The sequence below is a fragment of the Bradyrhizobium yuanmingense genome (assembly GCF_900094575.1).
In the GTDB taxonomy this organism is placed as follows: Bacteria; Pseudomonadota; Alphaproteobacteria; order Rhizobiales; family Xanthobacteraceae; genus Bradyrhizobium; species Bradyrhizobium yuanmingense.
In genome coordinates this window covers 259,483-285,092 of sequence record NZ_FMAE01000003.1, presented here as the reverse complement: position 1 = coordinate 285,092, position 25,610 = coordinate 259,483, and the positions used below count along the sequence as shown (strand labels likewise).

At 65.7% G+C, this 25,610-nt stretch carries 19 protein-coding genes; 10 read left to right on the top strand and 9 right to left on the bottom strand.

The genetic code is table 11. The features are described from left to right. Positions 1-512 precede the first annotated feature (512 nt). Complete coding sequence (gene hisN, locus GA0061099_RS11050; RefSeq protein ID WP_036021430.1) at positions 513-1,295, top strand: histidinol-phosphatase; 783 nt, start codon at positions 513-515, stop codon at positions 1,293-1,295. A 253-nt stretch (positions 1,296-1,548) separates the two neighbouring features. Here the strand turns inward: hisN and GA0061099_RS11045 are convergent, their stop codons facing one another. Further along, complete coding sequence (locus GA0061099_RS11045) at positions 1,549-2,439, bottom strand: LysR substrate-binding domain-containing protein (RefSeq protein WP_036021415.1); 891 nt, start codon at positions 2,437-2,439, stop codon at positions 1,549-1,551. Between the two features lie 90 nt (positions 2,440-2,529). On the opposite strand from GA0061099_RS11045, the gene GA0061099_RS11040 reads away from it, so the two are divergent. Then, positions 2,530-3,282 carry a sulfite exporter TauE/SafE family protein gene (locus tag GA0061099_RS11040; RefSeq protein ID WP_036021408.1) on the top strand — a complete coding sequence of 251 codons (753 nt, stop codon included), beginning with the start codon at positions 2,530-2,532 and terminating at the stop codon, positions 3,280-3,282. Between the two features lie 5 nt (positions 3,283-3,287). Here the strand turns inward: GA0061099_RS11040 and GA0061099_RS11035 are convergent, their stop codons facing one another. After that, a complete protein-coding gene (locus tag GA0061099_RS11035) occupies positions 3,288-3,698 on the bottom strand; it encodes a GFA family protein (protein ID WP_036021404.1) in 411 nt (136 codons plus the stop codon). Positions 3,699-3,752: 54 nt separating this feature from the next. Further along, the gene (locus GA0061099_RS11030) at positions 3,753-4,385 is read right to left on the bottom strand and encodes a LysE family translocator (RefSeq protein ID WP_036021402.1); all 633 of its coding nucleotides are present in this window, start codon (positions 4,383-4,385) and stop codon (positions 3,753-3,755) included. Positions 4,386-4,606: 221 nt separating this feature from the next. On the opposite strand from GA0061099_RS11030, the gene GA0061099_RS11025 reads away from it, so the two are divergent. Together GA0061099_RS11025 and GA0061099_RS11020 are read left to right on the top strand one after the other, a co-directional pair. Further along, positions 4,607-6,403 (top strand): adenylate/guanylate cyclase domain-containing protein, encoded by a 1,797-nt coding sequence (locus GA0061099_RS11025; RefSeq protein WP_036021400.1) that lies wholly within the window; start codon positions 4,607-4,609, stop codon positions 6,401-6,403. Between the two features lie 184 nt (positions 6,404-6,587). Beyond that, on the top strand, positions 6,588-9,353 hold the full coding sequence (locus GA0061099_RS11020; protein WP_036021398.1) for a di-heme-cytochrome C peroxidase: 2,766 nt from the start codon (positions 6,588-6,590) through the stop codon (positions 9,351-9,353). A 161-nt stretch (positions 9,354-9,514) separates the two neighbouring features. Here GA0061099_RS11020 and GA0061099_RS11015 read toward each other — a convergent pair whose 3' ends face one another. Further along, positions 9,515-10,462: an alpha/beta fold hydrolase gene (locus GA0061099_RS11015; protein ID WP_035997802.1), complete on the bottom strand. Its 948-nt coding sequence runs from the start codon at positions 10,460-10,462 to the stop codon at positions 9,515-9,517. 216 nt (positions 10,463-10,678) lie between these two features. On the opposite strand from GA0061099_RS11015, the gene GA0061099_RS11010 reads away from it, so the two are divergent. Together GA0061099_RS11010 and GA0061099_RS11005 are read left to right on the top strand one after the other, a co-directional pair. Further along, positions 10,679-11,143, top strand: a complete 465-nt coding sequence (locus GA0061099_RS11010) for an Hsp20 family protein (protein WP_035997846.1) — start codon at positions 10,679-10,681, stop codon at positions 11,141-11,143. Between the two features lie 156 nt (positions 11,144-11,299). Continuing rightward, positions 11,300-12,070, top strand: coding sequence for an alpha/beta fold hydrolase (locus tag GA0061099_RS11005; protein ID WP_036021395.1), 771 nt, complete (start codon positions 11,300-11,302; stop codon positions 12,068-12,070). A 62-nt stretch (positions 12,071-12,132) separates the two neighbouring features. On the opposite strand, the gene GA0061099_RS11000 is transcribed toward GA0061099_RS11005, so the two are convergent. Further along, positions 12,133-12,888 (bottom strand): hypothetical protein, encoded by a 756-nt coding sequence (locus GA0061099_RS11000; RefSeq protein ID WP_036021424.1) that lies wholly within the window; start codon positions 12,886-12,888, stop codon positions 12,133-12,135. Between the two features lie 490 nt (positions 12,889-13,378). On the opposite strand from GA0061099_RS11000, the gene gltB reads away from it, so the two are divergent. Together gltB and GA0061099_RS10990 are read left to right on the top strand one after the other, a co-directional pair. Next, positions 13,379-18,124, top strand: coding sequence for a glutamate synthase large subunit (gene gltB / locus GA0061099_RS10995; RefSeq protein ID WP_036021393.1), 4,746 nt, complete (start codon positions 13,379-13,381; stop codon positions 18,122-18,124). Between the two features lie 155 nt (positions 18,125-18,279). Then, positions 18,280-19,731, top strand: coding sequence for a glutamate synthase subunit beta (locus GA0061099_RS10990; RefSeq protein ID WP_036021391.1), 1,452 nt, complete (start codon positions 18,280-18,282; stop codon positions 19,729-19,731). 183 nt (positions 19,732-19,914) lie between these two features. Here GA0061099_RS10990 and GA0061099_RS10985 read toward each other — a convergent pair whose 3' ends face one another. Then, on the bottom strand, positions 19,915-21,657 hold the full coding sequence (locus GA0061099_RS10985; RefSeq protein ID WP_036021389.1) for an outer membrane beta-barrel protein: 1,743 nt from the start codon (positions 21,655-21,657) through the stop codon (positions 19,915-19,917). Between the two features lie 191 nt (positions 21,658-21,848). Here GA0061099_RS10985 and GA0061099_RS10980 point away from each other — a divergent pair, with 191 nt between their 5' ends. Continuing rightward, positions 21,849-22,856 (top strand): KpsF/GutQ family sugar-phosphate isomerase, encoded by a 1,008-nt coding sequence (locus tag GA0061099_RS10980; RefSeq protein ID WP_036021423.1) that lies wholly within the window; start codon positions 21,849-21,851, stop codon positions 22,854-22,856. A 158-nt stretch (positions 22,857-23,014) separates the two neighbouring features. On the opposite strand, the gene GA0061099_RS10975 is transcribed toward GA0061099_RS10980, so the two are convergent. After that, positions 23,015-23,572 (bottom strand): carboxymuconolactone decarboxylase family protein, encoded by a 558-nt coding sequence (locus GA0061099_RS10975; RefSeq protein WP_036021381.1) that lies wholly within the window; start codon positions 23,570-23,572, stop codon positions 23,015-23,017. A 71-nt stretch (positions 23,573-23,643) separates the two neighbouring features. Between GA0061099_RS10975 and GA0061099_RS10970 the strand changes: the two genes are divergently transcribed. Then, positions 23,644-23,970, top strand: coding sequence for a winged helix-turn-helix transcriptional regulator (locus GA0061099_RS10970; RefSeq protein ID WP_036021422.1), 327 nt, complete (start codon positions 23,644-23,646; stop codon positions 23,968-23,970). Positions 23,971-24,151: 181 nt separating this feature from the next. On the opposite strand, the gene GA0061099_RS10965 is transcribed toward GA0061099_RS10970, so the two are convergent. Together GA0061099_RS10965 and GA0061099_RS10960 are read right to left on the bottom strand one after the other, a co-directional pair. Further along, positions 24,152-24,595, bottom strand: a complete 444-nt coding sequence (locus GA0061099_RS10965; protein WP_036021378.1) for an NfeD family protein — start codon at positions 24,593-24,595, stop codon at positions 24,152-24,154. 25 nt (positions 24,596-24,620) lie between these two features. After that, entirely contained in the window at positions 24,621-25,610 is a 990-nt protein-coding gene (locus tag GA0061099_RS10960) for an SPFH domain-containing protein (protein ID WP_036021375.1), read from the bottom strand.

Genomic DNA, 25,610 nt, shown 5'->3' with positions numbered 1-25,610 from the left:
TTCTCTGAAACGACGAGGCCTTGCGCGCGACTGCGTTTTCGCTTCGCAAGCTTGCGCGCCCCAAATGAAAACGGCGGGGCTCAGAAAAAAGGGCCGCTCGCGAATGACGCAAGCGGCCCAAGTCTAGGGAGGAAACGCCCAAGGAGGGCAGCGGTAACGCGAGGCGCTACCGCACCGCAACAATATGCGACCGCGCCGCACAAAGTGCAAGGGCTTTTGCGCGGTTTCCCATGCAAATCGCACATGGCTCAGTTGCTTCTATGGAAACCCAGATTCAGTTTCTTTGATAAGGGAATTCAATGGGTTGATAGTCATTTGCATACGAACAAGGCAAGGTCGGAACTAAGATTTCAACTCCATGATCGATATTTGGCCAGCAGATGACTGGAATGGGGCAGCCCGCCCCGGCATCCAAAATACCAGGGAGCAACATCAAGACAGCGCTGCACGCGGCAGTCGAATTGAGCTAGGCAGGAGGCAAGCTCTCCAACTTCGCTTCGAGGATTTCGCCTGTGACGGTGATCGACTTCTCCGCCTTCATCGGTCGGCTCGCCACCGCCTCCGGCGAAACCATCCTGCCGTTCTTCCGCACCTCGCTGTCGATCGACGACAAGAGCAAGACCAAGGATTTCGACCCCGTGACGGAGGCCGACCGCGCCGCGGAGGCGGTGATGCGGCGGCTGATCAAGGCCAACTTCCCCCAGCACGGCATCGTCGGCGAGGAATTCGGCAACGAGCGCGAGGACGCCGACTATGTCTGGGTGCTCGACCCCATCGACGGCACCAAATCCTTCATCGGCGGCTTTCCGATTTGGGGCACGCTGATCGCGCTGTTGCACAAGGGCACGCCGGTGTTCGGCATGATGCACCAGCCCTTCATCGGCGAGCGCTTTTCCGGCGACAACGGTTCGGCCAATTATAAAGGGCCGTCGGGCGAGCGCCGGCTCCAGGTCCGCCGCTGCGCCTCGCTGTCGGAGGCCACGACCTACACCACCAGCCCGCTGCTGATGAACGAGAGCGACCGCGCCATCTTCGGCCACATCGAGAAGAGCGCGCGGCTGTCGCGCTATGGCGGCGACTGCTACTCCTATTGCATGCTTGCCGCGGGCCACGTCGACCTCGTGGTCGAGACCGAGCTGAAGCCCTATGACATCGCGGCACTGATTCCGATCGTGACCGGCGCCGGCGGCGTCGTCACCACCTGGGAAGGCAAGCCGGCCCAAGGCGGCGGCCGCATCATCGCCGCCGGCGACGCACGGGTGCACGAGGCAGCGTTGAAGCTTTTGAACCAGTAGCGCGCGGGCGGAGGGCTTGCATCACCGACGCGGGAGCGGAGATGGCGAGGTAGGTGTCTTACCCTCCCCTGGAGGGCAGGGCTATCGCATATGAGATGCCGCTATGGCAGCGTCATGGCCGGGCTTGTCCCGGCCATCCACGCCTTTCCACGCGGCACAAAGAACGTGGATGCCCGGGACAAGCCCGGGCATGACGACCTCTGCAAAATTCAATTGCGATTGTCCTGACCCTCCAGGGGAGGGTAACAGGTCCTCACACCGCCTCGGCTCGCAAATGCTCCACCAGCAGCTTGGCCGGCCTTGGCAGCGCCTTGAAGCTGCGCGCGCAGATCACGAGACGGCGGTTGGCGAAGGCATCGCGCAGGCGGATCATGGCGAGCGGCATGGTCCTGGCGCAGCGGCGGGCGGCGGCTTCGGGCACCAGCGCCACGCCGACATCGGCCGCGACCATCTGGCAGATCGCGTCGAAGTCGCGCAGGCGCGCGCGGAAATGCGGCCGCATGCCGAGCCGCGCGGCGTGCTTCGAGATGTGCATCTGGAGCGCGGTGGCGCTGGTCAGCCCGACGAAGTCGCAAGCCCCTGCCTCCTGAAAGTCGATCTGGCGGCGGCCGGCGAACGGGCCGCGTTTCGACGTCACCAGCGTCAGGCGATCCTCGCTGAAGGGAAAGCGTTCGATATGGTCGGGCAGCGCGTGCTCGGCGGCGAAGCCGAGATCGGCGGCGCCTGCGGTGATCGCCGCCGCGATATCGGTGCTCTCGCGCTCCTCGATGTCGACGGCGACGTCGCGATGCTGGCGCAGGAAACCGGCGAGCGCTTTCGGCAGATGCTCCGACAGGCCCGACGTGTTGGCGAGGAAATGCACGCTGGCGCGCACGCCGCTGGCAAAGCCGGCGAGATCGCCGCGCATGGCGTCGATCTGATGGATCACGAGCCTGGCATGATCGAGCAGGCTCTCGCCGGCCGCGGTCAACTCGACGCCGCGGCGGCCGCGCTTGAGCAGCGCGACGCCGAGCGCATCCTCGAGCCCTTTGATGCGCGCGCTGGCCGAGGCCAGCGCGAGGTGCGAGCGCTCCGCGCCGCGGGTGATGCTGCGCTGGTCGGCGACCGCGATGAAGAGCTGGAGATCGACCAGGTCGAAGCGCATGCGATGTCTCCTTGAGCCTTCGTTGAAGCCGAAGGCTCTCTCCGTAACCTCCAGATTGTGCGCCGGCGCGGCTTCGGTCAATGTGCTGGCATGATCGACCCGCTGCTCATCCTCATCGCCGCCGTGTTCCTGCTCGCCGGATTCGTCAAGGGCGTGGTCGGGCTCGGCCTGCCGACGGTGTCGATGGGCCTGCTCGCCGTGAGCATGGCGCCGAGCCGCGCCATCGCCATCGTCATCGTTCCCGCCATCGTCACCAACATCTGGCAGACCTTCGTCGGCCCGCATTTGCGCGACATCCTGCGGCGGCTGTGGCCGCTGATGATCGGCACCGTGGTCGGCTGCTGGCTCAATGCCGGCGCGCTGACCGGGCCGCATGCGCGCTACGGCACGATCGTGCTGGGCGCCCTGCTCGTCGTCTACGCCGTGATCGGACTGAACAAGTTCCACTTCCGCGTCGCGCCCGAGAACGAGAAATGGGTCGGCGGCGTGGTCGGCGTCATCACCGGGGTGATTTCGGCCTCAACAGGCGTGCAGGTGATCCCGTCGATGCCGTTCATGCAGGCGATCGGCATGGAGAAGGACGAGCTGGTGCAGGCGCTCGGGGTGTTTTTCACCACCGCAACGCTGGCGCTCGCCTTCAACCTGACCGCGGTCGGATTGCTCACGCCCGCCAATGTCGTGCCGGGCGCGATCGGACTCGCCATGGCCTTTGCCGGCATGTTCATCGGCCAATCGGTGCGGGCGCGGATGCCGGCGGAGGCGTTTCGCCGCTGGTTCCTGATCGCGATGATCCTGCTCGGCCTTTACCTCGCCGGCAGCGCGCTGGCGAAGGAATTCGCTTAAGCGCCTTACGATTTCGGCCCGTAGCCCGGCACCCATTTTTCGTGCTGGGGCAGGTCGTCCTGGATTGTCCACCACGACGCGCGCGACGAGGTGAAAACGTGGAGGCGAGGCCGGACTTCCGGGTCGTCATCGAGCAGGCCAGCGGGAATGCTGACGGTCGGGAGATAGCTCGCCTTGCCCGGCGTCGGGCAGCCGCAGGTCCTGCAACGATAGCGGATACTGCCCGGCGAGGATTCGTAAGATGCCGTCATGTCCTCGCCCGCCACGAAGCGAAACTTGTCGGCATCGACATGCGCGTAGGTGGCGAAGGCCGCGCCGCTCAGCTTGCGGCAATTGACGCAATGGCAGTGCGTCAGCGCGCGCACCTTCTCGATCTCGAACCGCACGGTGCCACACAGACAGCTTCCACGGATCATCGAAACCTCCCGAGCGCAGCCTCGATCGGACCGCTTCTCATTCACTAGAAGGAGCTACCGTGTCTCCAGCATGGCGACGCGGATGCCGAGATAGATGAAGAGGCCGCCGAGCGCGCGGTTGACCCAGGCGATCGCGCCCTCGGACTTGCGCAGCCGGTAGGCGGCTCTGGCGGCGAACGCCGCCAGCACCAGGCACCACAGTGTCCCCGTAAAGATGAAGATCAGGCCGAGCGTCAGGAAGGCGAGCGGCTTGTGCGGGGCATCGGCTGCGACGAATTGCGGCAGAAAGGCGAGGAAGAACAGCGCGACCTTGGGATTGAGCGCGTTGGTGAAGACACCCTGGAGGAAGACCCGCTGCAATGAGCTCCGCGCCGGCTCGTCGATGCTTGCAGCCAGCGCCGGGCGCGACCACAGCATCTGGAGACCGGTCACGACGAGATAAGCTGCGCCGACCAGCTTCAGGATCGAAAAGGCCGTGGACGAGGCCATCAGCAGAGCCGAAAGCCCGATCGCCGCGCCCGCGACATGGACGAAGCAGCCGCAACTGATGCCCAGGGCGGCAGCGGCTCCCCCCCGCCAGCCCATCTGCATGCTGCGGCCGATCACATAGACCGAATCCGGCCCCGGCGTGATGTTGAGCACCACGCCCGAGAGGATGAAAAGCCCGATCTCGTGAATGCCCAGCATGAAGGTCCTCCGCTGCCGTCCTGGCGGTTCTGGTTCCGCTTAGTCGGTTCGCCCGTTCCCGTCCACCGCCGGGATTGCGCAGGATTTACCTCGAATTTGCAATGCGGATCATGCTTCCGCTGCGGCGCATCTGCTCTATAAAGGTGGGGTTCTTGAAATGCGGGATTCGCGGCAACCGCCACGCTGTGGCCGGTCATCTGGTCCCTTGGAGCTTTGAGGATATGGAAAGACGTCTGGCCGCCATCGTCTGCGCCGATGTCGCCGGCTATTCGCGCATGATGGGCAGCGACGAGGCCGGCACCCATGCCGCCTTCAAGGCCCATCGTGCCGCGATCCATCCGATCATCCTCAATCACGGCGGCCGCGTCGTGAAGAACACCGGCGACGGCTTCCTGCTGGAATTCGCCTCGATCGTCGGCGCCGCCGAGGCGGCGATCGCGATGCAGACGCTGATGGCCGAACGCAACCGCCATCTGCCGGCCGACCGCGCCATGCAGTTCCGGCTCGGCATCCACATGGGCGACGTCATCGCCGACGAGGACGAAGTCTTCGGCGACGATGTCAACATCGCCGTCCGCCTGGAATCGGTGGCGAGCCCCGGCGGCTTCGCGATCTCGGCCAAGGCCTACCGGGAGGCGGGCAAGCATCTCGCCGTGCCGCTGACCGATGCCGGCAACCATCGCTTCAAGAACATCAAGGATGCGATCGGGGTCTTTACCTGGACGCCCGAGGGCGCGCCGGCGCTTGCCCCCGAGCTCCGTGAGGCCTCGGCGCTGTCGCAGCAGTACCGCACGGCCATCGTCGGCGTGCTGCCCTTCGCCAATCTCAGCGACGCCCAGGACGAATATTTCTCCGACGGCCTCACCGAGGACCTGATCCACGCGCTGTCGCTGCAATCCTTCTATCGGGTGCTGAGCCGCAACTCGACATTCGCCTTCAAGGGCAAGAACGTGGGCACCCGGCTGATCGCGCGCGAGATCGACGCCACCTATCTGATCCAGGGCTCGGTGCGGCGCGCCGGCGCCAAGATCCGCGTCACCGCCGAGCTGATCGCGCCGGAGACCGGCGAGCAGCTCTGGACCGGCCGCTACGACCGCGACATCGGCGATTTGTTCGCGATGCAGGACGAGATCACCACCAATTTGTCCGCCGCCATCGCCACCGAGATCGTCCGTGCCGAGGCCTCGGCGCCGGCGCGGCTCTCGACCGACGTCACCGCCTGGGACCGCTTCCTCAAGGGGCTGTCGCATTACTATCGGCAAACCAAGGAAGATCTGGCCGTCGCGGTCGACCTATTCCGCGAGGCCATCGGGCTCGATCCCAAGCTGTCGATCGCGCATGCCTATCTCGCCACGATCCAGATCCAGAGCATTCAGTTCGGCTGGGTCAAGGGCACGCGCGAGATGTGGGCCGAGGCGATGAGCCTCGCCGAAACCAGCGTCCGGCTGGATCCGCGCTCCTCCTTTGCGTTCTCGATCCTGACTTGGGCGCACGCGTTGGAGGGTCATCACGAGGCAGCAATGGACGCCGCCAAGCGCGCAGTCGCGCTCAACCCTTACGACAATGGCGCGCGCGGCGTGCTCGGCATCTGCCATTTCATGATCGGCGAGCACCGCGAGGCGATCGAGCTGTTCTCGATGGCCGCGCAACGCGACAACAGCGACCCGCGCTATCAATGGGCGGCGCTGAACGCGTTCAGTCATTACCTTCTGCGCCAATATGACGCGACGCTGTCATGGGCGCGAGAGCAGCTCTACATCAACCCGAATCACATGCAGGCGCTGGCGATCCGCGCTGCGGCGTTGGCGCAGCTCGGGCGAAGCGACGAGGCCAGCGAAGCTGCCCGCGTGCTGATGGCAAATTATCCAACGCTGAATGTCGACAGGCACTTGCGCAACTTCCACTGGAAGCGGCCCGAGGACATCGCTCATTATCGCGAGGGGCTGCTGAAGGCCGGCGTGCCGCTCGGCAAGCTGACGCTGGTGCAGAGCGACGTGAAACGGGCCGCAGAATCCTGAGCGAAAGGGCCGCAGGCCCGACGTGGTTCCGGTGCGACCGCCTGCTCGTTGTTGACACGACAGTGAAATGGGCCACACTCGTCACACGCTGAAGTAGTATATCGTGCTGTCGGTTTGTTGGGACTTTCCGCGCTCTAACAGCGCGCCTGCTTTTTCAAGATTCGCTGCTTTCAGGATTTGGGCCATGCATCACCCCGCTTCGAAGCCGCCCCTCGATCCCTCGATTCCAGTCTCGCCGAACAATCCCTGCCCGTTCCTGCGCGGCCTCGTCGGCGAAGGCTTCGTCGAGGGCGGCACCGTCCCGCTCAACACGCTGTCGCAGACCATCGCCAATGCGACCGGTGAGACGGGGCTGAAGAAGGTCTCGGCCCGCATCCAGGTCCGCGGCGTCGCGATGATCGCCAACGGCGTCAAGCACATTCTGAAGAGCATCTTTTCGGGCGCGCAGCTCGACGCGCTGCGCGGCGGCCCGCTGGACAAGCGCGGCGCCGGCTCGCGCATCCTCGGCGTCGACGGCAAGATCGACGAGGACGAGATCGCGCGGCTCGCGAGCTTCGGCCGGAACTACACCGACCCGAACACCGGCAGCAGCGAGCCCGGCCTCAACGCCGCGGAAATCAAGACCTTCATGCGTGACAACCTCGAGCGCGCCGGCAGCGCCGCTCGCTGGTACTACCCGCTGCTGATGAAGTTCGAATGGCCCATCCTTTTGAAGATCATCGGCAAGGGCAAGCAGGGTGAAGAGCGCTATCTCAGCGTGGCCGACGTGCGCACGCTGTTCGAACAGCGCCAATTCCCCGACCGCATCAATCAGCGGATCGTATCGCAGCCGCTGCTGTCGTCCTGCCAGCTCCGCTTTCGCTGGGCGGTCGCGCTCACGGCGTTCGTCATCGGCCTCGGCCTCGTCGCCCTGGTCGCGGTCGCCGAATTCCCCAACCAGGTTCGTGCCATGCTGCCGCAGAAGGGCGTGCTGGTGAATCTCCTGCCGCCGCCCCTGCCGGCGATGCCCGAAACCAAGGCTGCCTATTGGCTCGAGCAAAACTGGTCGCTCAAGGACCGACATTGGTTCCACCACGCCAGCCAGGGCACCGCGACGTTCCCGGTGCCCTATGAGTGGTTCGTGGCGCTGGAGCAGCCGCAGCTCCACCTGTTCTCCAAACCGGGCCTGATCAAGGACAGCGCCTATCTCGAACGCTTCGGCTTCATCCCGAGCCCGCAGACGATCCAGACCGACACGGCGACGCTGCGCCGCTTCGGCTACGCCAATGTCTACGAGACCACGCAAGCGTCGGACTGGTCGACGCGCTGGACGCCGGCGGAGAACGTTGACGGCCTGCCGGTCGGCTTCGCGCGCATGACCGGCGTGGTCGATCCCGCGACGAGCCGCCGCGAGGACGACATGATCGGACTGACCTGCGCCGCCTGTCATACCGGCCAGATCCATTACCAGGGCATCGACGTCCGTTTCGACGGCGGCCCGGCGATGACCGACCTGAAGAAGCTCGAGCTCGCGACCGGCCTGTCGATCGCCTACACGCTGTACGTCCCGTTCCGCTTCCAGCGTTTCGCCGATCGCGTGCTCGGCCCCGACGCCAGCAAGGCGGACCGCGCCGCGCTCAAGCAGAAGCTGAGCACGATCGGCAGCTTCCTGATCGACTGGGCCAAGACCTACGAGAAAACGATCGAAGGCAAGACGACTTGGGACGGCAAGCAGCAGCAGGACACCGAGGAAGGGTTCGGCCGGCTCGATGCCCTCAACCGCATCGGCAACCAGGTGTTTTCGCAGGACCTCGCAATGAGCGGGGTCAAGGGATTCGAGAAGAACCTGCACGCTCAGGACGCGCCGGTCAGCTATCCCGCGATCTGGAGGGTGCCCTGGTTCAAGTTCGCCCAATACGACGCCTCGATCGAGCAGCCGCTGATCCGCAACGCCGGCGAAGCCCTCGGCGTGACGGCGCTGCTCAATTTGTCCGATGCCTATCCGCAGGACAGGCTGTGGCGCTCCTCGGTGAACATCAGGACGCTCGGCTGGATCGAGGACATGCTGAGAGGCCCCGATCCATTCAAGGCGGCTGATGGTCCGAAGTTCGGCGGTCTGCTCGCACCGAAATGGCCCTCGCACATCCTCGGCGATGCTTGGAAGCTGAAGCCCGATCGGGTCGAACGCGGCCGCGCCATCTACGCGGAGATGTGCTCCGGATGCCATCTGCCTGACATCAACACCCCGGCCTTCTGGTCGTCGAAGCGCTGGGAGCCGAGCGGCGACAGCAAGGTGCTGAATGCGGTGACGATCCCGCTCGACGAGATCAAGACCGATCCCGAGCAGTCCCTCGTTCTCAGCAAGCGGACCGTCGACGTGCCCGGCTTTCTGAAAGTCAACACGGCTGACCTGCAGACGTGGTGGCAGTGCGAGATCCCGACCGCCAGCAAATCGCCCAACGAGATGGTCTATGCACTCGGGCTCATGACGGTGGTCGATCTCGTCGCCCGCAAATGGATGGACGACGAGAAGATCCCGGAGGCCGAACGGGCGCAAATGTGGAATATGGCGCGCAAGAACTGTCTCAATCCGGCGCCCGATCCGCGCTATCGCGCGCGGCCCTTGAACGGCATCTGGGCCACTGCGCCTTACCTGCACAACGGCTCGGTGCCTTCGCTGTACTGGCTGCTGAAGCCGCAGAACGAGCGTCCGCAAAAATTCTGCATGGGCCGCCGCGACTACGACCCCGACACCGTCGGTTTCGCAGTCGCCGCCGACGAGCGCTGCAAGACCGGTGAAACGGAGTTCTCCGCGACCGGCTCCGACGGCAAGCCGATCCAGGGCAACAGCGTGCTCGGCCATTCCTTCGAGCGCAAGGACGGTGAGTCGAAGCGCCCCGGCGTCATCGGCCGCATGTTCAAGGACGACGCCGAACGCTACGACCTGATCGAGTATCTGAAGACGCTGTAAAGAATCTTGCTTCGTCATTGCGAGCGCAGCGAAGCAATCCAGGCTGTCGCCGCGGAGATAGCCTGGATTGCTTCGTCGCAAGAGCTCCTCGCAATGACGGAGAATGAGGACGCTCCTCGACTCCGATTCTCATCGTCCTCGTGGAGGCTCCCGATCTCTTCTCACTTGAACAGCGGCGTGCCCGGCACGAAGGCGTCGAAGGCGGCCCAGAACTGCGCGCGGTAGCGGTCCTGCTCCTGGAGGATCTCGTGCTTGGCACCGGCGATCACGAGATGGGAGCCGGCGCGCAAATGATAGGCGAATTCCTCGATCGCCGCGGTCGAGACCACGGTATCGTTGGAGGCCGCCAGCATCAGGATCGGCTGGCGGATCTGGGAGGGGTAGTTCACGCGCTTGAAGGTGTGCATCGCGCGGAAGGCGGTATCGGCCCAGGCGACCGTCGGCGAGGCTAGGCCAAGCGTCGGGTCTTCCTCCAGGATCGCGGCGTTGCGCGCATAGCGGACCGGATCGCTGGTCAAGGGATTGTTGATGAAGGGTTCGAGCCCGGTGAGGCGGTCGCTGCCGCCGGGAACGTAGCGGCCGCCCTGCCCGAGCAGGCGCATCGTCTTGAGCAGCGCACGCACCGGCAGCGAGGTGGTGCGCCCGGGCAGGTCGATCATCGGCGCAGACAGCACCATGCGGTCGAACCAGCGCTTGCCGGCATGGGCCACCCGCAGCAGCACCGTGCCGCCCATGGAATGGGCGAGCGCGAAGAATGGCGGCGGGCAATCCGGCAGCACCACCTGCTGCACGAAGGTCTCGACGTCGATTTCGAAATCGGCGAAGTCGCGCACATAGCCCTTGCGCGGATCGCGCAGGCGGCGCGACGAATGGCCCTGCCCGCGCCAGTCGATCATCGCCACCGCAAAGCCGCGGTCGCGCAGGTCGCGCACGGTCTCGAAATATTTCTCGATCTGCTCGCTGCGCCCGGTGAAGACGCAGACCGTACCCTTGCGGTTCGCCGGCGGCGCCCAGCGCGCAAAGCGCAGCTCGACGCCATCAGGGGTCTTGATGGTGCCGCTGACGACGTTTTCGGGGACCGGATTGGCGGGAATCGAGACCAGCGTCATTGGGCGTGCTTGGGCGGGAAGTGCTGCAAATCAAGGGGCCAAAGCGCCGAAAAGGCGCCTGTCCCGCCCTCTTGAACGCCGTCTCGTTCCACCCATATCACCTTCGTGCAGGCCGCTACCAGTGTTTCGGAACCGGAACATCAGGCTGCACACAGACTAAAGCCCGGCCCGATTGGCGGGCGGGTTACCAACAGTCGCTCAATGGAGGACTTGACCATGCGTAGCTACGATCTCACTCCGTTCTATCGTTCCACCGTCGGCTTCGACCGTCTCTTCAACCTGCTCGACCAGGCCAGCTCCGACGGCAGCCCCGGTTATCCCCCCTACAACATCGAGCGCACCGGCGAGAACGCCTACCGCATCACCGTTGCGGTCTCGGGCTTTGCCAAGGATGAGCTCTCCATCGTCGCCAAGGAAAACACGCTGACGATCAAGGGCGAGAAAGTCGCGAACGAGAACTCGAAATCCGAAGTGCTCTACCGCGGCATCGCCGCGCGTGCCTTCGAGCGCGCCTTCCAGCTTGCCGACTTCGTGCAGGTGAAGGACGCCTCGCTCGAGAACGGGCTGCTTCACGTCGACCTCGTCCGCGAGATTCCCGAGGCCAAGAAGCCGCGCCAGATCGCGATCAACGCCGGCGCCAAGGCGCAGGTGATCGAGAACTCCGCCGCGCAGGCCGCCTGAGCCAGGCGACCAAACCCGGCGACGTCCAGGTTGCGAAAACGCCCCGGTGCCCCGGGGCGTTTTTTTCGTTGCAATGCATCACAGAGCAGTGATGGCGTAACACCGTTGCCTCGCTCTCCGTCCTTTGGGCATCGAACCAAAAACACGGAGAAGATCATGTCACTCTGGCGCAGCCTTTTCGTCGCCGCGAGCCTTTTGGCCGCTCCTCTCAACCTCGCTCATGCCCAGACACCGCAGACGGTCAAAGCGAAGAACGTCGTGTTGGTGCACGGCGCCTGGGCCGACGGCTCGAGCTGGTCGGAGGTGATCCCGATCCTGCAGGCTGCAGGCCTGCATGTGACCGCCGTGCAGAATCCGCTGTCCTCGCTCAGCGACTCCGTCGAGGCGACCAAGCGGGCGCTGGCCGAGCAGGACGGGCCGACGGTGCTGGTCGCGCATTCCTGGGGCGGCACCGTGATCAGCCAGGTCGGCACCGACCCGAAGGTCACCGGCCTCGTCTACGTCGCCGCACGCGCGCCCGATGCGAACGAGGATTTCGTGGCGCTGTCGAAGCAGTTTCCGGCCGGGCCGGCGCGCGCCGGCATCGTCGAGCGCGACGGCTACACCAAGCTCTCGGAAGAGGCCTTCCTGAAGTACTTCGCCAACGGCGTGAAGCCGGCGCAGGCCAAGGAGCTCTACGCCGTGCAATGGCCGACGGCGGCCTCGATCTTCGCCGGCCGCACCACGGAGGCGGCCTGGCGCTCCAAGCCGAGCTGGTACGCGGTGTCGAAGAACGACTACACCATCAACCCCGATTTCGAGCGCTTCCTCGCCAAGCGCATGAACGCCACCACGATCGAGCTCGATGCCGGCCACCTCTCGCTGGTGTCGCATCCGAAGGAGGTGGCGAATCTGATCCTGGATGCGGCGGGGTATCCGCGGAGCTGACACGCGGTCAGTTCACGCAAAAGCGCCCGAGAGATTCTCGGGCGCTTTCCGTTCGCTGACGCTTAGTCCAGCCCCTGCGCAGCCGGCATGTCCTGCGTCGGCAGGATGGTCGGAGCCGGCCGGGCCTGACCGACGGTTGGTGCGATTGCTTGCGGGGCGGCCTCGGCCGGCTTGGCTTGCACCACGGCGGCCTGCTGCGCCGGCTGGGCCTGCACTGCCTGAGCCTGCTGCGCGGTGGGCGCGGCCGGCTTCGCGGCGACCGGCGTCTCAGCGCGCCGCGGGGCGGCCTTCGGCAGCGGCACGGCGCGGCTTGCCACATGCGGGATCGACGCCGGCGGGCGCGGCGGGCCGCCGCGGACCACGGTCGGCGGCAGTGCGGTTTGCGGCCCGTAGGGCGCGACCGCGCGCTCGTCATAGGCGGGCGCCATGCCATAGGCGTCAGGGGCGGGCATGAAGCGGATGATCCGCCCGTCGCGGGCGTCGATCACCAGCCGGCCATCGTCGCCGTTTCTGTCGATCACCGCGATGGTGTAGACGCCGCCGCGCAGGCGCGGAATGCCGAGCGGCGAGAAGCCGTTTTCGCGCAGCACGGCGTAAACCTCGGTCGGCGGCAACAAGGCCAGCGCAGGGCCGCGCTCCTCGTAGCCATAACCGTAGCGCGGCGGCGGGGCGGCTTCCGGCGGCGCATAGGGCCCGTCGAAATCCGAGACCGCGATGACGGCCCCTCTGGCGATACCGCTCGCGGGAACCTGGGCCTGCCCCGCACTGGCACCCAGCGCCAGCACGGCGGCGGCCACACATCCTGTGAAAAACTTCATGATCCAGACGCTCCTGTCAGGCCCTCCGGTGGCCGCCCTCTTTCGCTTCTCGCGGCGTGGCGCGCCTTCCGAAGGGTTGATCCGAAGCTTCATTTGGGATTTCGGCGCCGCCGGGGCCGGATCAGGGCGTGTTTGCCTCAAAACCGGGGCTGCGCAACTTTTGGAAAGCGATCGATTGACTTTTGCGGAATCGGGACTTCCGCGCGCTTGTGTGCTAGACAAAAATTTGGCAAGGTGATGGTTAGGACAGGAAGACTGTCTCATTTTGCTTGCGGTTCCGGCATAGGGATTGCAGCGAGAACTGGTGCTCTCGAGCGCCGGCAAGGTACCAGGCAAAGCCGTTCTCGGGGACGAAGAACGCCTAGGCCTGAATTTAAGAAAATGCGGCTCGCAGAGGACGAGCGGTGGCCCAGGAGCGGGTGCCGCGGGACGCCCAAGGTGCGCCGAAGATGGCGGTGAGGCAGCTTGCCGCATGGAGAGGACAGGAACAATGAACGGGTCGCAATTCGAGCGCGCAAACATCGTGGCAGAAGAGCTGTCGGCGACGGTCGCCTCGAAAACGACCGATCCGATCACCTCACCGATTCAAGAGCACAATTCGCGCCCCGAAGCCGAAGGCCTGTACGATCCCAGCCTGGAAAAGGACTCTTGCGGCGTCGGCTTCATCGCCAACATCAAGGGCAAGAAGTCGCACGAGATCGTCTCGGACGCGCTGAGCATCCTCTGCAACCTCGAGCATCGCGGTGCCGTCGGCGCCGACCCGCGCGCCGGCGACGGCGCCGGCATTCTGGTGCAGATCCCGCACGCCTTCTTCAGCCGTAAGGCCTCCGAACTCGGCTTCAAGTTGCCGGCGCCCGGCGAATACGCCATCGGCGCGTTGTTCATGCCGCGCGACACCGCCTGGCGCAACGTCATCAAGAGCATCGTCGCCGACCAGATCAAGGAAGAGGGCCTGACCCTGCTCGGCTGGCGCGACGTGCCGACCGACAATTCCTCGCTGGGCGTCACCGTGAAGCCGACCGAGCCCGCCTGCATGCAGGTGTTCATCGGCCGCAACGGCACCGCCAAGACCGAGGACGAGTTCGAGCGCCGGCTCTACATCCTGCGCAAGTCGATCTCGCAGGCGATCTACCAGCGCCGCGACCGCGGCCTCGCCGGCTATTACCCGTGCTCGCTGTCCTGCCGCACCGTGATCTACAAGGGCATGTTCCTCGCCGACCAGCTCGGCAAGTACTATCCCGATCTGCACGAGGCTGACTTCGAGAGCGCGCTCGCGCTCGTGCACCAGCGCTTCTCGACCAACACCTTCCCGGCCTGGTCGCTGGCGCATCCCTACCGCATGATCGCGCATAACGGCGAGATCAACACGCTGCGCGGCAACGTCAACTGGATGGCGGCGCGCCAGGCCTCGGTCAGCTCCGAGCTCTACGGCAAGGACATCAACCGGCTTTGGCCGATCTCCTATGAAGGACAGTCGGACACCGCCTGCTTCGACAACGCGCTCGAATTCCTGGTGCAGGGCGGCTACTCGCTGCCGCACGCCGTGATGATGATGATTCCGGAGGCGTGGGCCGGCAATCCCTTGATGGATGAGAAGCGCCGCGCCTTCTACGAATATCATGCCGCGCTGATGGAGCCGTGGGACGGCCCGGCCGCGATCGCCTTCACCGACGGCCGCCAGATCGGCGCCACGCTCGACCGCAACGGCCTGAGGCCCGCGCGCTATCTCGTCACCAAGGACGATCGCATCGTCATGGCGTCCGAGATGGGCGTGCTGACGATCCCCGAGGACCAGATCATCACCAAGTGGCGGCTGCAGCCGGGAAAGATGCTGCTGGTCGACCTCGAGCAGGGCCGCCTGATCCCGGACGACGAGATCAAGGCTTCGCTCGCCGCCAGCCATCCCTACAAGGAGTGGCTTGAGCGCACCCAGATCGTGCTCGAAGACCTGCCGAAGGTGCCGACGACAGGCGTGCGCTCCAACCTGTCGCTGCTCGACCGCCAGCAGGCGTTCGGTTACAGCCAGGAAGACATCACCATCCTGATGACGCCGATGGCGGCCACGGGCGAGGAAGCCGCGGGCTCGATGGGCAACGACACGCCGATTTCGGCGCTGTCGGACAAGGCCAAGCCGCTGTTCACCTACTTCAAGCAGAACTTCGCGCAGGTCACCAACCCGCCGATCGACCCGATCCGCGAAGAGCTGGTGATGAGCCTGGTCTCGATCATCGGGCCGCGGCCGAACCTGTTCGACCTGCAGGGCATGGCCACGACCAAGCGCCTCGAAGTGCGCCAGCCGATCCTGACCGACGCGGACTTGGAAAAGATCCGCTCGATCTCGGAGGTGGCCGAGTCGCACTTCAAGTCTCGCACGCTGGACACCACCTTCCACGCCGGCCTCGGCGCGGCGGGCATGGACCAGGTGCTCGACGAGCTCTGCGCGCGCGCCGAAAGCGCGGTGCGCGAGGGCGTCAACATCATCATCCTGTCCGACCGCATGGTCGGCACCGACCGCGTGCCGATCCCATCGCTACTGGCCTGCGCCGCCGTGCATCATCACCTGATCCGCACCGGCCTGCGCACCTCGGTCGGTCTCGTCGTCGAATCCGGCGAGCCGCGCGAAGTGCATCACTTCGCCTGCCTTGCCGGCTACGGCGCCGAAGCGATCAATCCCTACCTCGCGTTCGAGACCATCACCGCGATGAAGGACCGCCTGCCCGGCTCGCTCGACGACTATGAGATCGTCAAGCGCTACATCAAGTCGATCGGCAAGGGCCTGCTCAAGGTGATGTCCAAGATGGGCATCTCGACCTACCAGTCCTATTGCGGCGCGCAGATCTTCGACGCGGTCGGCCTCAAGGCCGACTTCGTCGCCAAGTTCTTCGCCGGCACGCATACCCGCGTCGAGGGCGTCGGCCTTGGCGAGATCGCCGAGGAAGCCGTGCGCCGTCATGCCGACGCGTTCGGCGAGGCGCAGGTCTACAAGACCGCGCTCGATGTCGGCGGCGAATATGCCTATCGCAGCCGCGGCGAGGACCATGCCTGGACCGCGGAGTCGGTGTCGCTGCTGCAGCACGCCGCGCGCGGCAATTCGCAGGAGCGCTACCGCGCCTTCGCCAAGATCCTCAACGAGCAGTCGGAGCGCCTGTTGACGCTGCGCGGCCTGTTCCGGATCAAGAACGCGGAGGAAGAAAAGCGCAAGCCGATCCCGCTCGACCAGGTCGAGCCGGCCAAGGAGATCGTCAAGCGTTTCGCCACCGGTGCGATGAGCTTCGGCTCGATCTCGCGCGAGGCGCACACCACGCTCGCGATCGCCATGAACCGGATCGGCGGCAAGTCGAACACCGGCGAAGGCGGCGAGGAAGCCGACCGCTTCAAGCCGATGCCGAACGGCGATTCCATGCGTTCGGCGATCAAGCAGGTCGCCTCGGGCCGCTTCGGCGTCACGACGGAGTATCTCGTCAACTCCGACATGATGCAGATCAAGATGGCGCAGGGTGCCAAGCCCGGCGAAGGTGGCCAGCTGCCCGGCCACAAGGTCGACGCGACCATCGCAAGAGTCCGGCACTCGACGCCGGGCGTCGGCCTGATCTCGCCGCCGCCGCACCACGACATCTACTCGATCGAGGACCTGGCGCAGCTCATCTACGACCTCAAGAACGTCAACCCGACCGGCGACGTCTCGGTCAAGCTCGTCTCGGAGATCGGCGTCGGCACTGTGGCCGCGGGCGTCGCCAAGGCGCGCGCCGACCATGTCACCATCGCGGGCTTCGAGGGCGGCACGGGTGCTTCGCCGCTGACCTCGATCAAGCATGCGGGATCGCCGTGGGAAATCGGGCTCGCCGAAACCCACCAGACCCTGGTGCGCGAGCGGCTGCGCAGCCGCATCGTGGTCCAGGTCGACGGCGGCTTCCGCACCGGCCGTGACGTCGTGATCGGCGCGCTGCTGGGCGCCGACGAGTTCGGCTTCGCCACCGCTCCCTTGATTGCGGCCGGCTGTATCATGATGCGCAAGTGCCATCTCAACACCTGCCCGGTCGGCGTCGCGACCCAGGACCCCGTCCTGCGCAAGCGCTTCACCGGCCAGCCCGAGCACGTGATCAACTACTTCTTTTTCGTCGCGGAGGAAGTCCGCGAGATCATGGCTTCGCTCGGCTTCCGCACCTTCAACGAGATGGTCGGCCAGGTGCAGCTGCTCGACCAGACCAAGCTGGTCGCGCATTGGAAGGCCAAGGGGCTCGACTTCTCCAAGCTCTTCGTCAAGCAGAAGGAAGAGAAGGGCCAGAAGATCTATCACTCCGAGCGCCAGAACCATCATCTGGAAGCAGTGCTCGACCGTACGCTGATCGAGAAGGCGCAAGCAGCGCTCGATCGCGGCGCGCCGGTGAAGATCGAGGCCGCCATCAACAGCACCAACCGCTCCGCAGGCGCGATGCTGTCCGGCGCGGTCGCCAAGATCTACGGCCATGCCGGCCTGCCGCACGACACGATCCATGTCAGCCTCACGGGCACCGCAGGTCAGGCCTTCGGCGCCTGGCTCGCCCACGGCGTCACCTTCGAGCTCGAAGGTGAAGGCAACGACTATGTCGGCAAGGGCCTCTCGGGCGGCAAGATCATCGTCAAGCCGCCGAGGAACTCGGCCATCGTGCCGGAAGAGAGCATCATCGTCGGCAACACCGTGATGTACGGCGCGATCGAGGGCGAGTGCTACTTCCGTGGCATCGCCGGCGAGCGTTTTGCCGTGCGTAACTCGGGCGCGGTCGCCGTGGTCGAGGGCGCGGGCGATCATTGCTGCGAATACATGACCGGCGGCATCGTGGTCGTGCTCGGCAAGACCGGGCGCAACTTCGCGGCCGGCATGTCCGGCGGTATCGCCTACGTGCTCGACGAGGCCGGCGACTTCGACAAGCTGTGCAACCTCAGCATGGTCGAGCTCGAGCCGGTGCTGTCGGAGGAGCTGATCAACGCCGGCACCTATCACCATGCCGGCGACCTCGAGGCGCATGGCCGGGTCGACGTGTTCAGGAACCTGCTCGCCTCCGACGTCGAGCGGCTGCACGTCCTGATCTCGCGCCACGCCAAAGCCACCGGCTCCAAGCGCGCCGCCGACATCCTTGCCAATTGGAAGGACTGGCTGCCCAAATTCCGCAAGGTGATGCCGGTCGAGTACCGGCGCGCGCTGCGCGAGATGGCGGCCAACGCGGACGCCGAGCCGAAAATCGCGATCGGGGCGTAGAAAAAACCCTCATGGTGAGGAGCGCGGAGCGCATCTCGAACCATGAGGTCACCATCCGGGCCTCCATCCTTCGAGACGCGGCGCGAAAGGCGCGCCGCTCCTCAGGATGAGGAGTGAGAGAACAAAGAGCTTAAGCGGCAGGGACTTCGGGTTTAATGGGCAAGATCACGGGTTTTCTGGAAATCGAACGGCACGACCGCAAGTACACCCCGGTCGCCGAGCGCGTGAAGCATTACAAGGAATTCGTCGTTCCGCTCTCCGAGAAGGAGGTGCGCGACCAGGCTGCGCGCTGCATGAACTGCGGCATTCCCTATTGCCACGGCACCGGCTCGGTCGCGCCCGGCACGCCCGGTTGCCCGGTCAACAACCAGATTCCGGACTGGAACGACCTCGTCTACCAGGGCAATTGGGAAGAGGCCTCGCGCAACCTGCACTCGACCAACAATTTCCCGGAGTTCACCGGGCGCATCTGCCCGGCGCCGTGCGAGGCGTCCTGCACGCTCAACATCGACGACAACCCGGTCACCATCAAGACCATCGAATGTGCGATCGTCGACCGCGCCTGGGACAATGGCTGGCTCCAGCCTGAAGTCGCTACGGTCAAGACCGGCAAGAAGGTCGCGGTGATCGGCTCGGGTCCCGCCGGCATGGCCTGCGCGCAGCAGCTGGCGCGCGCCGGCCACGACGTCCACGTCTACGAGAAGTTCGCCAAGGCCGGCGGCCTGCTGCGTTACGGCATCCCCGACTTCAAGATGGAGAAGGGCGTCATCGACCGCCGCGTGGCGCAGATGGAAGCTGAAGGCGTCACCTTCCACTACAACAGCCATGTCGGCGCTGAGGGCAACGTCGATCCGCGCGAGATGCTCAACGAGTACGACGCCGTGGCGCTGACCGGCGGTGCGGAAGCCCCGCGCGACCTGCCGATCCCCGGCCGCGAGCTCGCCGGCATCCACTACGCCATGGACTTCCTGCCGCAGCAGAACCGCCGCGTCTCCGAGGAGCCTCTCGGCGGCGTCCAGGAAATCCTGGCCGGCGGCAAACATGTCGTCGTCATCGGCGGCGGCGACACCGGTTCGGACTGCATCGGTACCTCGCTGCGCCAGGGCGCGCTGTCGGTGACCCAGCTCGAGATCATGCCCGCTCCCCCTGAGCGCGAGAACAAGGGCCTGACCTGGCCGAACTGGCCGCTGAAGATGCGGACCTCCTCGAGCCAGGCCGAAGGCGCGGTGCGCGAATACGCCGTACTGACCCAGAAGTTCTCTGGCGAGAACGGCCAGGTCAAGAAGCTGCACTGCGTCCGCGTCGACGACAAGTTCAAGCCGATTGCCGGCACCGAGTTCGAGCTCGACGCCGAGCTCGTCCTGCTCGCGATGGGCTTCGTCCATCCCGTGCACGAGGGCCTCCTGAAGCTGCTCGCGGTCGAGCTCGACCCCCGCGGCAACGTCAAGGCCAACACGCTGGACTACCAGACCTCGCGCCCGAACGTGTTCACCGCCGGCGACATGCGGCGTGGGCAATCGCTCGTCGTGTGGGCGATCCGCGAGGGCCGGCTGTGCGCGCGGTCGATCGATACGTTTTTGATGGGGAAGACGGATCTGCCGCGCTGAGATGTCATTCCGGGGCGCGCGAAGCGCGAGCTATGGTGCGCAATTGCGCACCTGAGAATCCATTCATCACCAACCCAGACGCCCGATGGATTCCGGGCTCGCGCCAAGTGGCGCGCCCCGGAATGACAATTGGAGAGAGCCGCGCCTTTCGGCTTCGTCTCGTGCGACGCGCTAACAAGCGCCTCAATTCTGCAGCCTCACCCCGAGCAGCACCACCGTGCCCTGCGAGCTCGAGCCCGGCTGGCTCGAATTCAGGATGTCGTGGCGCAGCGTGCCCTTGACCCAGATGTTGCGGTTGAGCTTGTAGATCAAATTGCTTTCGAACGAGTAGGTCTTGTCGTTGCGGTTCTGGCCCTGGTAGTCGAGCGTGCCGTAGGTGAACTTGCCGACCGCGGTGAGCCAGCGGCGGAAGTCGTGGTCGACTTGGGCGGAGTAAGTGCGCACCAGGACGCCGGATGAGCCGGGGACCGTGGTCTCCGATATCTGCGTGTCGGTGAAGAACTTCACCGTGGTGAGGCCGCTGGCGCTCCAGATCAGCGAGCCCGTGGTCAGAAACCCTGCGAGCTGGCTGAGGCGCGGATCGGTGTAGCTGCGCGCGGAATAGCCGACCGAGATCTCGCCGGTGAGGATGCGCGAGAACTCGAAGGACGAGCCGACCTTGGCATAGCCGCCGTTGGAATCGCGGAAATAGCCGTTGCGGTCGGAAGCCTGGTCGTGGACGCGGGTATCGCCCTGGATCTCGACGAAGGGTTTTAGGCCGGGCTTGAGGTCGTAGGAGAAGCGGCCGACGCCGCCATATTGGTTGAAGTTGCGGTCGTCGTTGCTGAAGGTCGAGCCGTCGGTGAGCTTGGAATCGGTGTAGGCGGTGCGATCGATGGTGGCGCCGGCGGCGACCTGGAAGCGGTTGAAGGTCTGGTCGAAGCCGAGCGTCGTGCCATAGGCGGCGTAGACCGGATATCTCTGCAGGCCGGCCTGCACGTTGGGGCTGCCGGGATTGTCGGTGGCGAGCCGCAGGCGCAGCTGCGAGGTCAGCTTGAAATCGCGGGTGACGTCGAGGCGGCCATCGACATGGCCGTTGAAATCGGGACGATTGGCCTCGACCGGCGACGGCGAGGCCAAGCCGTTGATCGTCGCCGGCATGTCCTTGGTGTAGCCCGAGAACGAGCCGCGCAGATCGGCGACCAGCGCGTGGCGCTCCCAATCCGACACCACGAGCAGATCGGGCGCGATGACATAGGCCGGCGAGCCGACGGGCCTGTTGAGGCGCGTCGGATTGCTGTCGTAGCCGGCGGAGAGTTCGAGCCCGCCCTTGATCAGGAAGCTGCCGGCGTAATCGCCGACCGCGCCGAACGGATCGTCATCGGCCCTGAGGCGGCGGCGCAGCGGCTGACCGGGCACGTTGCCCGCCATCGCCGCCGGCACCGGGACCTTGTGCGCGGTCTCGGAGGGCGGTGGCGCGATGCGCGGCGGGCCCAGCGTCGTGGCCGGCGTTGCGGGCGGCGGCGGTGAGCCGGGACCGGCGGCGCGCTTCGGCTTCGGCTGGCCCGGATAGAGCTTGGGCTGCTGGCGCTTGCGGTTGAGCGAGTCGTAGCCGGAGCCGCTCGCGCCGGTGGCGGCCGGCAGGCCGTAGGTCGGGACCTGACCGACACGCGAGCTCGCCGGCGCCTGCTGGCGCTGGCGCGGGTCGGCGTTGGGATCAGGCAGTTTCGGCAAGGCATCGGAGGGCGCCTGGGGTACGCCGGCGGTGCGGCGGGTCGGCAGCGTCTCAGGCGAGGCGAAGGCGCCGCGGTTGGGATTGAACAGGTCGGGCGTGAGCCCCTGGGCCGCCGCCGGGCCGCTTGCGAGGGTGGTCAGCGCGAGGCACGGCAAAGAGGCGCGCAGGAAATGCGCGACCTTGCTCCGGCCCCTGCCTGGAGACGACCCCACGATGGAATTACCCCAACGAAATCAAACACTTTCTCGATCATCCCCGCCGACTGGCGAGAACCATCGTTAATGGAGTTAAAACAATTATGGTTAATGACCGGTTGAGGGCATCCGGCCGCGCGTCGCCTCGCTGATCGGGGCGTGCTAAGCAGGCGCCAATGGGCGAACGCCCCTCCTCCCTGGACCCGACCATGCCGAGCTCGAAACCGCTGATGACCCAATCATCCGGCTCCATTCCCGATAGCGTCGAATCCGCGCTCCGCACGCTGGAGACGGAGAGCGGCGGCATCAATGCGCTCGCTAGCGCGCTGCGCGGCCCGCTGGGCGAGCCGTTCGCCAAGGCGGTCGAGCTGATCCGCAATGCCAAGGGCCGCGTCATCGTCACCGGGCTCGGCAAGTCAGGCCATATGGGCCGCAAGATCGCCGCGACGCTGGCCTCGACCGGCACGCCTTCCTTCTTCGTGCACGCCGCCGAAGCCGGTCATGGCGACCTCGGCATGATCACGCCCGACGACGTCATCCTGGCGCTGTCCTGGTCCGGCGAGCAGCCGGAGATGAAGAACCTCGTGAACTATTCGGCGCGCTTTGCGATCCCCATGATCGCGGTGACCTCGAGCGCGTCGTCCTCGCTCGGCCAGGCCGCCGACCTCGTGATCGAGCTGCCCAAGGCGCGCGAGGCCTGCCCGCACAATCTGGCGCCGACCACCTCGACGCTGATGCAGGCCGCGATCGGCGACGCGCTCGCGATCGCGCTGCTGGAGGGACGCGGCTTCACCGCGCTGGAGTTCGCGCATTTCCACCCCGGCGGCAAGCTGGGCGCGATGCTGAAATTCGTCCGCGACTACATGCGCACGGGCGCTGAGATTCCGCTCAAGCCGCTCGGCACCGAGATGTCGGAAGCCGTGGTCGAGATGTCGGCGAAGGGGCTCGGCTGCGTCTGCATCGTTAACGATGCGGGCGAGGCCGTCGGCATCATCACCGACGGCGATCTGCGCCGCCACATGCGGCCCGATCTGCTGACGGTGACCGTCGACGAGATCATGACGAAGCAGCCCAAGACCGTGCCGCCTTCGATGCTCGCGACCGAGATGATCGAGGTGCTGAACACCCGCAAGATCACCTCGCTGCTGGTGACGGAAGCTGGCAAGGTGGTCGGGATCGTGCATCTGCACGATCTGCTGCGCGCGGGCGTGGCGTAGGGCGCGCAGCCCGCTTCACCCGTCATTCCGGGGCGCGCCACTTGGCGCGAACCCGGAATCCATTTCACCCCGAGGTCGCTGCCCGATGGATTCCGGGCTCGCGCTTCGCGCGCCCCGGAATGACGGTAAGGATGAGACGCTCCTCGCAATGACGGCCGCTAGAGCGGCGCCGGAAACCGCGCCGCGTTCTCCTCCAGCGGCAAGCGCAGCCCGTTCGCCAAATACGACACCGTGCGATAGAAGCCGCACAGCAGCATGATTTCCAGGATCTGCGCCTCGTCGTGATGCGCGGAGAGCGCGGCGAATTCATCGTCGCTCAACGTCGCGCGATGATGCAGCGCGTCGACGGCTGCGATCAGCGCCTGTTCGGCCGGCGACCAAAGGGCCGAATTCGCATCACCCAGCACCGTCGCACGCACCTCCTCCGCGGTGAGCTTCGCCGGCCCGGCGAAGATCGCGACATGCACGCCCCATTCGTATTCGCATCCGTTCAGCGCGCAGGTGCGGTCGATGACGATCTCACGCTGCCGCAGAGAGAGCGGCCCCGGATCAAGCAGCCCGCCCGCGCGAAACTTGTCCCAGGCGCGGTCATGGCCCGCCATCACCCGGAACAGCACCAGCGGCGGCGCACCGCGCATGATGCGGTCGAACTGCGCCTGGATGCCCAGGGGATAAGGCGGCGAGAGCGGGGCGATGCGCGGTGAGGCCTGGGACATGAGCGATTTCCGTTGCTACATTTACCGTAGCACTACGCTACATTATCCGTAGCATGACGCAAGAGGTGACCATGGCGAAACGGGCGACAAGAGCAGAACGCCGCGTCCGCGGCTCGCGCACCGGACGGCCGATCATGGCTTTGCTCGACCTGCTCGGCCGGCGCTGGGCCTTGCGGATCTTGTGGGAGTTGCGCGGAGAGCCCCTCACCTCGCGCGCCCTGCGCAGCGCCTGCGACGAGGCCTCGCCCACGGTGCTGCAGGCCCGGCTGACCGAGCTGCGCGAGGCGGGCTTCGTGGAGCTGGGCGACGGCGGAGGTTACGGACTGACACCGCTGGGCCGGGAATTGTGCGAGACCTTCATGCCACTGCACAGGTTTGCGGAGCGATGGAGAAGGTGAGCATCACTCGTTGCCACGCGCTGGTGTTCCTTCTCCCCTTGTGGGAGAAGGTGGCGCGAAGCGCCGGATGAGGGGTCTCTCTCCACGAACTCAGCTTAGCTATCGCGGAGAGACACCCCTCACCCGTCTCGCCGCTTTGCGGCGAGCCACCCTCTCCCGCAAGGGGAGAGGGGAAAAGTCCTCACGCCGCGGCGACCGTCAGGTTCGCGCCGTCGACCTGTACCACCTTCACCCGCGTGCCGGCCGGCGTATCGGGCCCAGCCACGCGCCATACCGTGTCGCCGATGCGCACGGTGCCGGTGCCGTCGATGATCGGTTTCTCCAGCGTGAACTCACGGCCGAGCAGGGCTTCGGTACGCTTGTTGAGGAACGGACTGGCGCTGGCGTCCGGCTTCGGCTTGGCCAGGCGGCGCCAGACCGGCACGGCAGCGGCGGCAAAGATCGCGAACATCACGAGCTGGATCTGCCAGGAGATTGCAGCCGCGAACGAGATCAGGCCGACCAACAGCGCAGCGAGCCCAAGCCAGAACAGGAAGATGCCGGGCGCCAGCACCTCCAGGGCCATCAGGATGAAGCCGAGGATCAGCCAGTTCCAGTTGCCGAGCGATACGAACATGTCGGTCATGACAAGACCTCTGTGAATAGTCCCATTACTGCTGCGGCACGGACGGCGGCGTCGGGCCCGACGACGGTACCGAGCCGCCGCGGCGGGCCGCGGCCACCGCGCTCTCCCCGAACGTGGCCTTCGCAATTTCGCCGATGCCGGCGAGCGAGCCCAGCATGCTCATCGCTTCGACCGGAAGCATGATGACCTTCTGGTTCGGCGAGTCGGCCAGTTGCCCGAATGCCTTGATATACTTGTCGGCGATAAAATAGTTTAGCGCAGCGACATCGCCCTTGGCGATGGCCTCGCTGACCATTTGCGTGGCCTTGGCCTCGGCTTCCGCCGACCGCTCGCGCGCCTCGGCATCGCGGAAGGCGGCCTCGCGGCGGCCTTCCGCCTGGAGGATCTGGCCCTGCTTGGCGCCCTCGGCGCGCAGGATCTCGGACTGGCGTTGGCCTTCGGCCGCGAGAATGTCGGCGCGCTTGACCCGCTCGGCCTTCATCTGCCGCCCCATGGCTTCGACCAGGTCGGCGGGCGGCACGATGTCCTTGATCTCGATGCGGTTGACCTTGACGCCCCAGGGCGAGACCGCGGCGTCGACCACACGGAGCAGGCGCTCGTTGATTTCGTCGCGGTGCGACAGCACCTGGTCGAGGTCCATCGAGCCCATCACCGAGCGGATGTTGGTCATGGTGAGCACCGTAATCCCCTGGTTGAGGTTGGCGACCTCGTAGCTCGCCTTGGCGGCATCGAACACCTGATAAAAGGCGACGCCGTCCACCGTCACGGTGGCGTTGTCCTTGGTGATCACCTCCTGCTCGGGAATGTCGATCACCTGCTCCATCATGTTGATCTTGCGCCCGACGCGATCGAAATAGGGCACGATCAAATTGAGCCCGGGGCTCAGCGTCTGGGTGTATTTGCCGAACCGCTCGATGGTCCAGTCATAGCCCTGCGGCACCGTCTTCACGCCGGCGACCAGCGTGACGATGACGAGCAAAACCAGAACAATCGCGAAAATGTCGAAGCCGCTCAT